The following is a 14,460-nucleotide window of genomic DNA, read 5'->3' as shown; positions in this document are numbered from 1 at the left end:
CGTCCCCTTTAACATCATAACTACTGGACCGGCCTGTATGAATATTCAACTCTAACCTTTTGCCCTTCAAACTCAAACCATCCTAAACTACCACTATACACATGATTATACTGGATGTTACTCTCAGGACGTGACTTATAATACCATCCTAAATCATCATCTGGGGTGGTATCATCATCTTCCATTAAATGGGCTTCAAAGAACAACCACTGGTTGGGATAAAGTGGTAATCTAACAGATCTTTCAATTATAAATGCACCATGTTCACCGATGTTAACTCCCTGATCATCTTCTTTTCTCCACATTATCTCCCTATTTAAGTTCATTTCATGGTCAGTTGATCCTGTTCCTACCCAAATAGTACCACGAACTTCTATGTTTGAACCGTCGTCATTACCTATGTCTTCACAATAAATACGATGTATTGTAACCTCAACCATTTTAGGCGCTACTCTTTCATCTCCTGTAACATCAACCATTTTAGGCACTGCTTTTTCATCTTCTGTAACATCAACCATTTTAGACACTACTTTTTCATCTTCTGTAACATCAACCATTTTAGACACTACTTTTTCATCTCCTTTAAAGGCTTTTGCTAACAATATTAATATGTATAAAATTAATTTTGATATAAGGAGCAACTTATGTTAATTTTTAGGAGGACACATCAGCCAACGATTGTTATATTTATAAAAAGCGTGCTTATTTTATGTTGCTGCATCCTCAAACAAACCTCCCGTTTGTTTAAGTACAAATTCTTCCCATTCCCCTATGTGAAAAATAACAAAATGAAGGAACTATAACGTTCCAACCTTTTTTTGGATTTTAGTTATGGTTTTTGTCTGTTAAAAGTGTGAATAATCTTGTGCTCCTCATTGCAGAAAACTTGGGTATTACCATCATAAATAGGGTAATTGTCTTAGAAAATGTCTCAAAAAAAGGAAATCTAACTGATAAACCTCTTTTTAATTTAAAAGATGTTTACCACCCAAATTTTTTGTTTACTAAAAATTATGGATAGCATCGAGTGTTACATTTAACGGTTACCGTTGGACCTTTCGCATAAAAATAACCACAGAATATAGTATATTCCCCTCTGTTACATGTTTCGGGATTACTTATACGTTGCCCACTATTATCTATTTCCGTAGCCCAGGTGCCTCCTGGTTTGTGTCCCCACTCCCATTCAGGTCCGTTCTGGATACATCGATAGAAGTGAAAATCCGTAGGTGTGCTTGGCTTAATCGCTAATCCAATAATTAATACGTTCGATGCACCTGGCCAACAACTATGGTGATTCCAACCATCTGCAAATAGACCACCTTGTACCTCACTACAATTAATATCCCTTGCCGGACGACCTCCTTGTAGCCCAGGATAAGCATAGCGACCAGCTGCAACATGATTGGCGGCATAGGCATAGCAATTACTATGTTTAACGTTATATGTATAATTGAATAGATTTGAATCACGACCACTAAAATAATTAGAATGGCAAGTCTCCCATCTAATGGCCCGCAAGATTTCATCATCAGCTGGGTCATCAATTTCACGGGGAGTTGGTACTAAAATAGCTCCCCTTGAAGTCTCTATAAAGAGATCTTCCGGTACTCTACTACGGTGATTTTCTGACGTTTTCAGAAGCCAATCAGCTGCATGCTTCGATGATTTACTTCCAACCCTAAACTCACTAGGAAATGGCTTCTCCAATGTTCGATTTGTTCTGCTCCAAATACCCTCTTCCGGTTTAATTTCTCTGAGAATTAATCCACGGTAGCCTAGGCCAAACTGCTCTTCAGACGTATAAACCGGTGAAACTTGTGTTGGATCAGAAAGTAATATATCTAGTAGTTCCTTCTCCTCTTCCTCAGTTAAAACCCATGTTGGATTGGGTCTTCCTGAAAAAATATCCAATTCAACTTCTAACATACTAGATCCTCCAAATTAAAATTTATTGTGTAGGTTCCATGATTTTATTCTCTAATATCATTACCCTAACAAACTTAAATATTTATTCGTAAATAATTGGCGGAATTCTAAGTAGTTTTATAAGCAAACTAAGGATATCGCTAAGCTACAAACCATCTTGATTCCAAGCCTGAGAGCACGCTGAGCTATATCGGGATTACCCAAGAAGAAATCGAGGACAGCCTGAATGACTTCGTTTTATCTTCTTCGAAGAAAATAGAATTCCCTTTCCCAAAATAAATATACGGTTCAGTTTGGAGGATGGGTTTTTATGTTCAAAACCAAACTGTCTCTGTATCTAAGAAAGATAAAAAGACCAAGCCGTTTATCTTGCTTGGTCTTCCTCCGCCAGGAGTTATTAAATTCGCGGACTTACCTATTTTTTAGATTTTCTGTCCCGCATCAATTTGGCCAAATCCCCCATTCCCAAACGGAAGGATTCGTATCTAACCTTATGTACGCCGTAGCCCTCTAAATCATCATATCCCCGAATGTTATTGGATGTAAAACATTTGTATCCTTCTAGAACTTTAAATATTTCTATATCCACGTACAAATTCCTGTTTAAATATAAACGGAAAAGTTCGTGTGTTTCAATGAATGGTTCAGATGGATTCATGTGTGAAACTCCTTTCAGATATGCCATAAGCACCGCGATTATGTTATTTGAACATAAGACACCTATTTTTTGATCTTCTTGCGGGATCTCTTCCGGCTCTTTAGCAATTGCTCCCTCCTTGGATGGAGGACGAAAGAGAGTGGGTTGCTGCCGAGTTCCCCGGTAATCTTCTTTAATTGGTCGGCATTTTGCAGCTTCGTATTAAAGGATGCTAGCCGGCAAGGAACAGTGATGATGAGACCGTTCCGTAACGTGACTTTAGTTTTTAGATAAAAGCCGTTGGTTCTGACAATATACTCGGGATTAAACCACATGGCGTCCTCATGTTTGGACGATTTGGTGGCAAACACACATATATTGTGAATCGGATTGACCATGATGGGACACATTGAGATGTCACCAAGGATCCATTTGGCAGTGGCAATCGCTCCTTTTAAATCAAAACCGATACAGCGAATGCTGTCTGCAAGAATTTCCATTGGAGACTTGTCGACTATGATGGTTCGGGACAGTTCACGTACGAGTGAACAAGGCTTGCCATTTCGGTCATTGTGTCCCGCCATATTCATAAAGTGCTGGTTGATAATATAAAATTTTTCAATGATCAACATACTCGCCCCTCAATCGTTAGTTGATTGAATTTTTTTTTAAAAAAGATATACTTATCAATAAGTTAGTTTTTTAAAAACTAATGGTACCAAGAGTATCGTCTTTCCGGGACACTTGCTCTTGGTTGTTTTTCTGCCCTTTTCACATTTTCCTCAACTCCTTTCCTGCATACAATTGAATGAAGCGGTTGCAAAAATATATAATTTTAAAAAGAAGAGTGACTTGACATTATAGGTTTGAAAAACGCTAAGAAAAACTAGAAAGCATCTGACTGACAAAGAGGTTGGTTGGGTAAGAATTTTCATAGTTAGTAGGGTATCTTGGAGAATATTTATTATTTTTAAAAAATAATTACACATAAAAAAATAACACAAAATATTACATAATTGGTCTGTTTTAACAGAACAAATCGTAACATTTTGTGTCGAATTTTAGCGTTTTATGGCGAAATATTAACAAGTTCTTCATATTAGGTAGTTTTATAAATGAGGAAGGCAGTATCATTCTTCTTCATCGGTGTCTACTAAGTTAATAATCTGACGAATATCTTTTACATCAAGTGCTTCTGCAATCTTTTCAATATGGCTAAATTCAATTCGCTTCCTTTTTTGATTAGCCAATTCGCTTATAGCTGCATGGCGTACATCAGATAGAAGGGATAATTCTCTCATTGAAATTTTATACGTATCAAGCAATTTATGGATTTTTACATATACTTTTTTAGCCATAGATTGCCGCCCACCAATTCAAAGTACTATAAAGAAAAATTAACATAACGGCACTTTTTAGGTGGTACGCTTAAGCGTAACGTTCCATCAAATCAATTCATGATTGTCACTTTTATTTTTTTTCGTGCTCCTGTCCGCCATTGCTTTACAGCCGATACCGTGACTTTTTCTAGTTCGGCGATTTCTTTAACGGAAAGGTCATCCCAGAAGGTGTACAAAAGCCATTTCTGCTGATTTGTGGTAAGCGTTTCGCAATAGGATAACAGGATTTCTCTTTCCAAGGTTCTGTCTGTTTGGAAATCACCAGCTATCCTCCAGAATTCCTCCTCAAGAGAAACACATCGTTCCTTGGCTAGCGCCATTTTTCTCAGTTCCACGAGCAGGCGGCCTCTGATAAACGTATAAGCATAGTTAGTGAAATCCCCCTTTTCGGGATTAAATCGCTGGCTTGCCTCCCATAGGGCAATCAGGCCATGCTGATAAAACTCTTCCTTGTCTTTGTATAGATGAAGAGAGTTGATGATTTTATGAATCATTGGTTTATATTGTTCTGTAATCTTATCAAAGCTTTCCAACGGACATTCCTTTCAGGAAAGCGCGCTTTGCCAATGTATTCCCGGGTACCTCTACCATAACGGGAATCCCTCATTTCATCGAACTCCTCTAATTCACTTTCAACACCAAAAAGTACCCCAAACCCACACATTTTTGCTTCAAAATACAAATATTGATGCGTTTTTTTGAATTTCGAACAAATACAATAAGAATTGATGCATGGGGACGGTTCTCGTGCTTCATTTTTATCCATTGGGCTAGAGAAGTTTTGGGGCGGATAGGGGGATTTTCATTTTTTAGATTAAAGCCCACTGCCCCATTGAAAAGGTAGTTGGCTTTAGTCATGTTGGGATTACCAAAGGGCGGTATGATGATCACCCCTTCATTCGCTCAGGTAGGCTCTGTATCGACTGGACGACTAAATCAAGCTTGGATTCTATTCGATATAGAAGATATAGGGTCACAACGATAGGGAAGCCGACCTCATTGATAAATGAGATGATTTGTTCCACGGCACATTCTCTCCTTTCCGAATCATATTTTAAAAGAGGCCGGTTTCGTAAAAGAATCCGGCCTCTCCCTTAGAACATATCGATTTGACCAAATTCACCGCAAATTCGATACCTAATAACCTATTAAACAATTTCATACTCAACTACGTTGCGGTCGATGACTCTTGCACCTTTTGAAGCAACATATCTGCCGCTGGCCGATGTAAATACATCTGCAGCAATGATCTGTTCCATCGCTTGTTTGACAGCAGCCTCATCAACTGGTTCCTTCGGATTGTCCACTGCAATACGAGCGGTCTTTCCAAACTCCGTACCAAACATTAATTCCAATGTTTTTGCCATTCTATTCACCTCCCTTCTTTGAGAAATGGAGACGGTCCTTTTGCTTCAATTTATTCCAATCCTCCTGCTTGATAGGTTTGAAGCTTCGTTGATTCATAGCATGAATAGTTTTTTTAGATTACCAGAACCGTCCCCGTGCACCATTTGAATCACGAGAATCACCCCTTAGCTTCCGTTACGCAGTAAGTTCAGTACTGTCGCTTCGTTCTACCTTGTTAAGCGGGTCATTGCATAAAGCTGAGATGGCGGTTGCCACTTGAAATAACTGGTCAACAGTCGATTCCATTTTGATGTTGCTGAATGTTTTGGTTTTTAGAACAGGATTTCCCTGTTCGTCCAGATCCACCTGGAATGCCAGCCGAAGCTTTGAACCTTCTAATAATGCTTGTGCCATTGTCTCTCACCTCCTTTCACCCTTTATTTATGGTTTTTGGAGGGAAAAGGACAGGGTGGAAAATATTTTTTAAGTCAGCAGGCAGGACCAACGAACTATGATTTAATTGGGAATTCAAGGATGATAGAAATAACCCAAGATATTGGTGGATAACCAATCAAACACTGGGATCGTACTGTCTGAATATCTCTGGAAGTTATATGCTGACTCGTTGTCCTTACATTCCAATTCATTTAAATCCTCATGTAATAGATTTCTTTGTTTTAGAAAGACAATTCCATAAAAATAGGTAAGCGGATTTTTGTGAAGTAGCAGGAATCGTAAAATAGACACATCTCTTAAAGGAAAAAGTTCAAAAGTAACAGATTCAGCTTTATTTTTTTCATGAGTCGTTAAGGATGATGGGTATTATGAGGGTATGGGGAACCTAGGTATGCTGCCTGTTCCTGAAGCAGTCATGTCTGACAAAAGATCAAGAGAGTTTTAATTTCGGGATTTTTATAATAAGGTCCAAAGAAGTGAACTTACCTTTATGGCTTCTGTTGATGTAAAACAGCTTAAGATGGTTCGAAAAGCCGGATTGGGAAATCTTCCTGTGATGATTTTCTCCTCCAGAGCGGAAGAAGCAGAACATAAAGACTGGCAGAAATCGCAGGATGCGTTACTTCAGTTATCAACAGACAGTAAAAGAATAATAGTGGAAGATTCCGTTCATTACATTCACCATGATCAACCGAAGTTTGTCATTGATAGCATTATGGAGATAGTAAAGAAAACAAGATAAATGTAATACCTTCAACCTCACTTAAAAAAAGAAGGGTTAAAGTTTACCTTCAACATCTCCAACCTTTTTCATTCTATCAGTCCCTTACCAAGTATTATTACCTTTTAGTTTATGTTAATTAGAATTTTATTGGAGTCAATTTTTGAATAAAATAAGTAATACAATTAGCTTTTATAATAAAAATAAATTGGAGGTTATACGATGCCTGACAAGTTTGCACCAGAAGTCCGAAGCAGAATCATAGGTTCGATTCGATCAACAACCAAGCTTGAGGAAATTGTTTGCAAATCTTTATGGCATCGTGGGCTTCGGTTAAGATAAAAAGTCAATACTGCTAAAAAGAAATACATGCTTTCATAATGGTGGAATAAACTGCTGCCAGAATGAAAGCCTAATGTCCATAAAGAACAAAACGTTTTTAACGTGTATCTATACCCTTAATGGATTGACAATTAAATTTCTTCATTAGGGAAACTCTAAAGCATATTAAATTTTTAGTAGAGGTTTTATAATGGCTGATAACTTGACAAAAGACCAAAGGTCAAAAAATATGAAGGCAATCAAATCAAAGTCTGCTCTCGAAAATCGGGTAACTAAATCACTATGGAAAATGGGTTTCCGCTTCCGTAAAAATGTTAATATTTTTGGAAAACCGGATATTGCTATAAAGAAATATAAAATTGTCATTTTTATTGACTCTTGCTTCTGGCATTGTTGCCCTTTACACGGCAATATGCCAAAGTCTAACAAAGATTATTGGGAAAAGAAACTTGAAAGAAATAAAAAAAGGGATATAGAGGTGAATAAATATTATGAGGAAAAGGGGTGGTGCATCCTACGGGTTTGGGAACATGAATTCAAAAAAGATTTCGATACAACAGTAAAGAAAATAGCGGAATTCATTGATAGAAACAGCAGCAACTAACTTTTTTGAAAAAAATAGAGCCAAAATGATTTTGGCCCCTTAATACTATTTTTTAGCATCGAGTTATTGAAAAAATCCTATTTTAGGATCAATCAGTAATGTCCTATCTAAAAACAAATTCCCAATTTCACAAGATGTTTCAGGCAAGTAAGAACAGCTATGACAGGCAGCTCCATTCAAATTATTTACGCCCTGGCCATAGGATTTTCCAATTTCTGAGCAAACCGGATCCGAACTGCACCATCTTGCCTTATCGATTGCTTTTTCTACTACTGGAAAAAAGTTCTCTTTCTTACCCATTCGAACAAGGCCGCCAAATGTACCATCAACATCTCCAGAAGATGTATAAATTAATACACCACATTGTTCACCATGATAATAGAGCCGCTCACGAAGCGAAGCAGTATTATAACCACATGTTAAAGCTAGTTCATCTATAATAATATGTGCCAAGGTATGAAGCAGTACGTTTCTTGGTTTTATAAAGGATTCATCAACAGTTGTACCCCTTTTCTTCACACGAGACAACAATCTATTGAAATAATTCGAAACATCCTCTCGCTGTTCCCAAGACAATAAATTATCAAAGTTTAGAGTAAAGAATATTCCTTCACCATAAACCTTATAGGCCGGAAGCCAACTATTTTCAGGGAGATTTGGGTCTTTAAACAGAAGTTTCTTTCCCTTGATAATTTGATTCTGACTCTTTTCATCTTCATTCATGCTAAGGCGGCTAAAACCGGTCAAGGCTATCGTTTCCTTTAACTTCGTAACCCGATTAATAAGACTAAAATAGGTGGAGTAATCCTCAATAACAACCTGTTCGCAATTCCATTCTTTTTTAACCTTTAAGTTTTTAGATTCTATCTCTTTTATCAAAGTTTCGAATTCTTTTTTCCTTAGTTCAGTTTCAGCTCGATTCGATTTAAATTGTTCAACTTCTGCTTCATCCTCTAATGCCCCTTCAATATAAAGAATTGCTAATTCTATATCCGATTGATTAAATTCTTTAAATTCAGGAGGACATAATCTTTTGGCAATCTTTATCTTATCTTCAATTTTGTCAAAGTCACTAAGCAAAGAAGAACTAATTCCATTTTTTTCAAACATATCTATAATATCTTCTACTTCTTTGTTTTCCCCAGGCAAGTGAATAGCACTTATAGTATTGGGATAATACACATTAATAGAGTTTTTTAATACTGCTACAGGAAAAGAAGTGCAGCCTTCTTGATCTTTTTCGGAGCCATACCATGGTGTATAACCCGGGCATTGATATAATTCATTTGTCTTTTCATTTAATCTCCTGCTAAGTTCACTGACTCTATCCTCTTCCATTTCAGAGTTTGATTTACGTGACATTATTCCTCTAAGTGACCTTTCTTTGTTACAGCTGCATTTAACCTTAAGGGAATCTAGAGTCGCTCCTCCAGTAGAAACCAACTTCATTAATCCATTACAGGTTGTATTTTCATCGCCATGCACCCATTCTCTCCAAGGGAAATCGGATATATGCCCTTGATTACAAACCATAACAAAGGGTACCTGTATCATCTTTCTTTGTTTTTTACACTCTTTGCAGTCCAGCCAGCTGGTCCTAGATGACATTGATGTTTGATGCAGAGTTTTACAAGAAGGGCAGTAATGCCAAGTAGGAAATCTTAACAAAGGTATATAGATATCAGTATTAGTTTGAGTTATTGCATTTCCTGCGCCTTTATATTTATAGCTTGGTCTAAAATCAGGCGGTAATAATAATTGCTTAACCTTCAATAATGATTTTAGCCTTGGTTCGTGAATATCAAATTCATCTAAAGAATCAATACGGCGTTCATTCTTGTCGTAATACCATTTATCCAGGGCGCCTATCATGGCCGATTCCCCTTCTGGGCTAATAACTAAGGCCCCTGGTCCAAAGGTTGTAACTAACTGCCCTCTTCTTAAAGGTAAGTCTTTCATGAGAACAGAGCCTCCCAACTGCTTTCACTATCATCAGAATTCGACTCAGAAATATAAACAGAAGCAATTAACCCCCTGCATTCAGAATCCACATTTCTCATGGAATTAATCATAGATTCTGCTTGGTTTTTTAATAATTTGGGAACAACAGTTCCTGCTGGATACATATATCCTGTAACATTTGAATCAACCTTCCATGCAGTATATCCGCCTTTTTCCAGCCTTTTTAAGGCAGTTAAGAATCTCTTTTTCAGTTCATCCACTTGTTCGGAATCAACGAGTTTTGCTCTCTCTATTAACCGATTATAAAAAGGGAGAATCTTGTTCTTCATAAACTTTTCAATCTCTTTCCAGTCCGGTGTCCTAGCTATATCATCGTTTAGGGCCTGGCGTAAATATCCAACGATTACAGCATGAAGCCCCCTATCTAAACAGGAATCCGAAAAAGGGGTAACACTTGTCGGTTCTACCTGAGCATATAATTTCTGATGATACTCTCTAAAATGCTCAAAATGGGACTTATCCCTTGATTTTGTATTTGAGTATAATGTAAAAATGAGACCTGGTCTCTCCCACCATCGACGTCCTACTCGTCCGCTTACTTGAATATACTGGGCAGTCATTTTCGGCTGCCCAACAATTGCCATTACTGATAAACGGTCGATATCGACACCTACCTCAATAATGTTTGAAGCTAAACATAAATCAATTGTCGTATCTCTTTCTTTATTATTACCTGGAGTATACACAGTTTTTAAATCGTCAATAGTTTTAGAAATTTCATGGCTTTGCTTTCTGGATGTTAATTCCAAAACATTATTAATATATCGGCTCTCCTTAAGATTTCCTTTTCTCATTGACATCGACTTAGAATACTGAGGTATGTCTGTCTGTGTTAAGGTTAAGCCGCCCCCTAGTTCCCGCAAAGTATTATAGAAGGTAAGTAAAGTCCAATAGGGATCCCGTTCATCTTCTTTAATTTCAGAAGCCGACTGCAGAATCGACGAAAAGGTCATAACCTGAGACATCATTAATCGGACCGTTGTTGTATAAACCCCAACATATTTCCTGCCTGGCATAGGCCTCCCTGAATTCTTATCTATTGCAGGCGTGGCAAAAAAGGAATCTTCATTCTCTAATCCAGGGCTTGGGAATAACCGAGCATTTTTCCTTCCAAAAAGGGCAAGTGCCTGTTCTTCAAATTGTTTAATAGTAGCAGTTGCCGCAATAATTTTTGGTTTTATTACTTTTCCACCATTATTTTTTAAACATAGTTCCTCTATTAACACTTCAAAAAGACCCGTTAGTGTCCCTAGAGGTCCAGAAATTAAATGAAGCTCGTCCTGAATAATTAGAGACGGAGGGCTAACAAGGCGATTTCCATCCTTATCAATCCCAAAGAGCGACCTTGCCTTTGGCTGCCAGACTAACTGAACAAATTTATCAACAGTTCCAATCAAAAAGGTTGGCCGTTTTTCATAAATAGTTTCATCAACTATATGAATAGGTAATTCATCATGAAAACAGCAATTCTTATCAGGGCAATGAATAACCAACCTATCATTGTCGATCTTATATCCAAAGTAATACTTCTTTTTACTTCCCTTTTCTTCATAATGGCCTAATTCTGCCCCGCACCATGGACAATTATTAACAATGAAATGCTGAGCATTTCTTTCGTTTTTCTGTAATTTGAGTAAAGCAGTTTTTGCCGCTTTATTCGTATTTGGAGTTGTATTTGAACCCACCCAAATTCCAATGGAAAAAGGGGATATCCCTAGCTTTTCCTCGTGTTTTTCTCGTAAATATTCCAAGGCGCAAATCAGCCTAGAAGATCGCTGAAACTGGTCCGCCGTTAAAAGCCGCAGTGTGTATCTCATCATAACATCGACCCCAGAGTCCAAAGGATTCTTTAATCTTCTAAGAATCATTTGAAAAGCCGCCACTCCTAAATAGGCTTCTGTTTTACCGCCTCCAGTAGGAAACCAAATTAAATCGACGACTTCCCTTGAAAAACTGCTTTCATCCACTAACGACTCAACTGACATCAAGATAAAGGCAATCTGGAATGCCCTCCAGGTATTTTGGGCAGAACTAAGTTTTATTTCGTCGATTACACTTTCTTTGATGGGTGTTGTAAATAGTATTTTATTTCCTTCCACACGTCCCTGGCGTTTCGTTTTTCCATTCTCTTGCTGTAAAAGAATCGCCAAGTTTGCTAGACGAAATGCTTCTAGTATTTGATCATCCTTTAGCAGTTCAAGTCCCTTTTTCATTCTGGTTAAACTTTCCCTGCATAAATCCATGTGCCGATTTGCAGCAGGCTTTAGTAATACCGGAATAAGGTTGATTTCCTTTTGTTTCCTTTCAATCCATTCGCTATATCCTTCAATTAAGGGTTGAAGGATATTTTCTGGGTGACCATGTGAGGAAAGGCCAGCTAAATCACTCATTTTAATCTCTAGTTCAATTTTCTTATTACCCTCTTTTACAAAAACATTTGGTGTCATGCTGAGCGTTTCATATTCTGGCATAAATGTTGTAGATATCTTCTGTATGGTTTGACTGTTTTGTTCCCAATCTGCAGCACATCCATGACCAAAAGCATATACGCCTTCATTCCGATAAAGTAGTTCTGTCGATGCCTCTTCATCACTCAAATACTTTTTCATTTGATATTGTTTAGGATAAACAGAAAATGCGTGTTTTTCAGGAGTGATAATAGACATTTTCGCTTGAAATAAAATTAATTGCTGGCGGTCAAACTTTGCTGTTTCAGAGCGGTTGGTGACACTTATAGTAATGATATATTGGCCTTTGACCTCCCGAAGACGTGCCTGAAATTGAACTTGGAACTGGCTGAGTTTTTCCCCTTTTTTATTAGTTATATCCACAACCTTTTCAATTTGTTTCTGGGTAATAAGTTCAGTCAAAGGCAAATCCCATTTCCCTTCAACGGTTTCCCTTAGCCACCACTTAACAGTATTACTCTCTCCTTTAACTCTTACTGAATGCGGAGTGTAGCTTCCTCCCTCTATGATGACCTTTAATTGTGGAATATCCTTATTTACACAAAAGGTCAATCCCATTGTTGACGGCATAAAATCATTACGTTGAGGAAATAACTCTACTTCACCATCATCCTCAGTCGTTTCAACACCATCATTCTGTTGAAATAGATTATCGATTTTCCCTTCGTCATCCTGATTCTCATTGGAATCTTCATTTACAGGAGTTTCAAGGGTTAATTCATCATCCCTGCTAATACCTAATGGGAATAAATGCCCGCTCACATAACGTTCTGTTGGAGTTTCCCTTTGAAGAATCTCTTCTTTTACACCACCAATTTCCCAGTAGTAGGGCTTGTATAATTCTTCTCTGGACTCAAATATTGTTGTTCCAATAGGATTAAATTTTTGATAGTGACTTCTAATTTGTCCAGGACCTATAATTTCTTCCTTTACATTGTTCAGTACCTTCTGCCGATTAATTAATGAATTTTCTAAAGAAATTCCCATATCTTGCAATTCCTTTCCATCCTTAATCTATATTAATTGGTTTCATTAGATTATAAGGAGCAATAAGATATCTAGAATGATCGATTGAAACAATTCTTTCAATATTAAATGAAGCTCCATTAAATTCTTTGGACTTGAAGGTATAGAGACCTTTTTCCTGTAATTCCCTCATTATGTCTTTAGAAATTTCATTCATTAGTTTTTCAGAAATAATTCTTCCTGCCTTACGGTGGGCTTGTTGAATTTTTTTCATTGTTTCATAAATCTCTTCGAGCCTATTCTTCTCATACTTAAGAGCCTTTAGAAGTTTGGGCAGCTCAGTTGGACAAATAGATTCTTCATTACACCAGGACCTCAAAGATTGTGATGATGCCGTATTAATTTGATACCTATTCGTCAAAATATCACTTACACGTTTAATGCCTTTCTTTTTAACATTAAAACGCAGTTTATCCTTCCATTCGCTTTGTAGTGTACGAAAATATTTCGCCCTTGATTTTAATACATCTTGGTCAGCTACTTCAGCAATAAGTTTTGTATCCCTATCATTCCGAATAACTATATAATCATCAACTTCGACATCTTTAAAATTAATTTGCTTAATAAAGTTTGTTTTTTCATCTGGATTAAAAACACGTATCTTTGAATCCCTTGGGGCAAATAAGAATCTTTCATTTTCTAAATAGACAATATTCGCTTCAACTAAATCAGAAGAGTTACTATCTTCATTTTGTTGTTCTTCGATAAATTTATTTACTGTTGCGTTAGTAGAGTCTGAACGTTCTAAATTGATATTACCTTTCTTAATTGAAGGTTCTCCAAACGTAATATTTTTAAAAATTGTACTATAGGCTCCATTTGGATTAATCTCATCAAAAACCTTATTTGGAGTCATTGAATTAGAAAAAATATCATAGGAAATAAATGTTACCGTCTTGCCCTTAAAAGTGTTAGTAACGTATTCACCGAAGTATTTGGGATTACCAATATAGATAACATAATCAAATGTATCCAAACTTTTTCTAAAGCTATTTTCAGTAAAAAAGTAAGTCTTAATAGATGATTTTACTTCGGTATTGATTAACATTATCTCCTCACCGGAAAGTGACCTTTTAGTAACTAGCGCAACCCTCATTCCAACTTCTGCATTACTATTAATATAAACACTCAAATATTCATGTAAATAATTATTAGTTTCCTCTACTACTTTTCTATACGACTTTGCAATAGGAGTAATGATATGTTCAAATAAATCTGGATAACTTCGTTTCAGCTGAAAAAACCTTTTGAGCATTTCATTTTCCAAATCACGATCAATAACTTTATTAAAAGGGAGAAAACTACTTGTAAACTTGAAGAATACTTTTTTCAATACGCCAAGCACTTCAAGTAAATGTTCGTCGTTGTCATATTTAGTTTGAGTTTCAATCCTGAACCTCTCTATACCATTAGCAAGAACAAGTAATTCTTTGCTTTCTACGTGCTTAAATAAAACTGAGCATGCGTCTAAATCATATAAATCTAATATTTTGCTAAAATTCATAATC

14 protein-coding genes are annotated in these 14,460 nt (G+C 36.8%); 2 read left to right on the top strand and 12 right to left on the bottom strand.

The window, feature by feature from the left end; all coding sequences use genetic code 11:
- Positions 1–20: 20 nt before the first annotated feature.
- The 9 genes from ACZ5B7_RS03880 to ACZ5B7_RS03840 form a co-directional block, all read right to left on the bottom strand.
- Positions 21–566 carry a hypothetical protein gene (locus tag ACZ5B7_RS03880; RefSeq protein ID WP_464492724.1) on the bottom strand — a complete coding sequence of 182 codons (546 nt, stop codon included), beginning with the start codon at positions 564–566 and terminating at the stop codon, positions 21–23.
- A 445-nt stretch (positions 567–1,011) separates the two neighbouring features.
- A complete protein-coding gene (locus tag ACZ5B7_RS03875; RefSeq protein ID WP_464492723.1) occupies positions 1,012–1,929 on the bottom strand; it encodes a hypothetical protein in 918 nt (305 codons plus the stop codon).
- Positions 1,930–2,344: 415 nt separating this feature from the next.
- Complete coding sequence (locus ACZ5B7_RS03870; RefSeq protein ID WP_464492722.1) at positions 2,345–2,587, bottom strand: hypothetical protein; 243 nt, start codon at positions 2,585–2,587, stop codon at positions 2,345–2,347.
- 62 nt (positions 2,588–2,649) lie between these two features.
- Complete coding sequence (locus tag ACZ5B7_RS03865) at positions 2,650–3,198, bottom strand: competence protein ComK (RefSeq protein WP_464492721.1); 549 nt, start codon at positions 3,196–3,198, stop codon at positions 2,650–2,652.
- 498 nt (positions 3,199–3,696) lie between these two features.
- Positions 3,697–3,924 carry a helix-turn-helix domain-containing protein gene (locus ACZ5B7_RS03860; RefSeq protein ID WP_464492720.1) on the bottom strand — a complete coding sequence of 76 codons (228 nt, stop codon included), beginning with the start codon at positions 3,922–3,924 and terminating at the stop codon, positions 3,697–3,699.
- Between the two features lie 92 nt (positions 3,925–4,016).
- Complete coding sequence (locus ACZ5B7_RS03855) at positions 4,017–4,499, bottom strand: sigma-70 family RNA polymerase sigma factor (protein WP_464492719.1); 483 nt, start codon at positions 4,497–4,499, stop codon at positions 4,017–4,019.
- A 354-nt stretch (positions 4,500–4,853) separates the two neighbouring features.
- Entirely contained in the window at positions 4,854–4,991 is a 138-nt protein-coding gene (locus ACZ5B7_RS03850) for a YvrJ family protein (protein ID WP_213117301.1), read from the bottom strand.
- Between the two features lie 123 nt (positions 4,992–5,114).
- The gene (locus ACZ5B7_RS03845; RefSeq protein ID WP_378585596.1) at positions 5,115–5,333 is read right to left on the bottom strand and encodes a DUF2922 domain-containing protein; all 219 of its coding nucleotides are present in this window, start codon (positions 5,331–5,333) and stop codon (positions 5,115–5,117) included.
- Between the two features lie 175 nt (positions 5,334–5,508).
- Positions 5,509–5,727 (bottom strand): DUF1659 domain-containing protein, encoded by a 219-nt coding sequence (locus ACZ5B7_RS03840; protein ID WP_213146163.1) that lies wholly within the window; start codon positions 5,725–5,727, stop codon positions 5,509–5,511.
- A gap of 532 nt (positions 5,728–6,259) precedes the next feature.
- Here ACZ5B7_RS03840 and ACZ5B7_RS03835 point away from each other — a divergent pair.
- Complete coding sequence (locus ACZ5B7_RS03835; protein WP_464492718.1) at positions 6,260–6,511, top strand: hypothetical protein; 252 nt, start codon at positions 6,260–6,262, stop codon at positions 6,509–6,511.
- A 511-nt stretch (positions 6,512–7,022) separates the two neighbouring features.
- On the top strand, positions 7,023–7,436 hold the full coding sequence (locus ACZ5B7_RS03830) for a very short patch repair endonuclease (protein WP_464492717.1): 414 nt from the start codon (positions 7,023–7,025) through the stop codon (positions 7,434–7,436).
- A 63-nt stretch (positions 7,437–7,499) separates the two neighbouring features.
- On the opposite strand, the gene drmB is transcribed toward ACZ5B7_RS03830, so the two are convergent.
- Genes drmB through ACZ5B7_RS03815 form a run of 3 tightly spaced genes read right to left on the bottom strand, consistent with a single transcriptional unit; the run spans position 7,500 to position 14,456 of the window.
- The gene (drmB, locus tag ACZ5B7_RS03825) at positions 7,500–9,395 is read right to left on the bottom strand and encodes a DrmB family protein (protein ID WP_464492716.1); all 1,896 of its coding nucleotides are present in this window, start codon (positions 9,393–9,395) and stop codon (positions 7,500–7,502) included.
- Complete coding sequence (locus ACZ5B7_RS03820) at positions 9,392–12,913, bottom strand: helicase-related protein (protein WP_464494431.1); 3,522 nt, start codon at positions 12,911–12,913, stop codon at positions 9,392–9,394. The genes drmB and ACZ5B7_RS03820 overlap by 4 nt, the downstream gene beginning before the upstream one ends.
- Positions 12,914–12,935: 22 nt before the next feature.
- Positions 12,936–14,456, bottom strand: coding sequence for a DISARM anti-phage system protein DrmE domain-containing protein (locus ACZ5B7_RS03815; protein ID WP_464492715.1), 1,521 nt, complete (start codon positions 14,454–14,456; stop codon positions 12,936–12,938).
- Positions 14,457–14,460 lie beyond the last annotated feature (4 nt).

The organism is Neobacillus sp. S1115, from assembly GCF_055385565.1.
The sequence above is the reverse complement of the archived record's forward strand: the minus strand, read 5'-3'. Positions and strand labels throughout refer to the sequence as shown.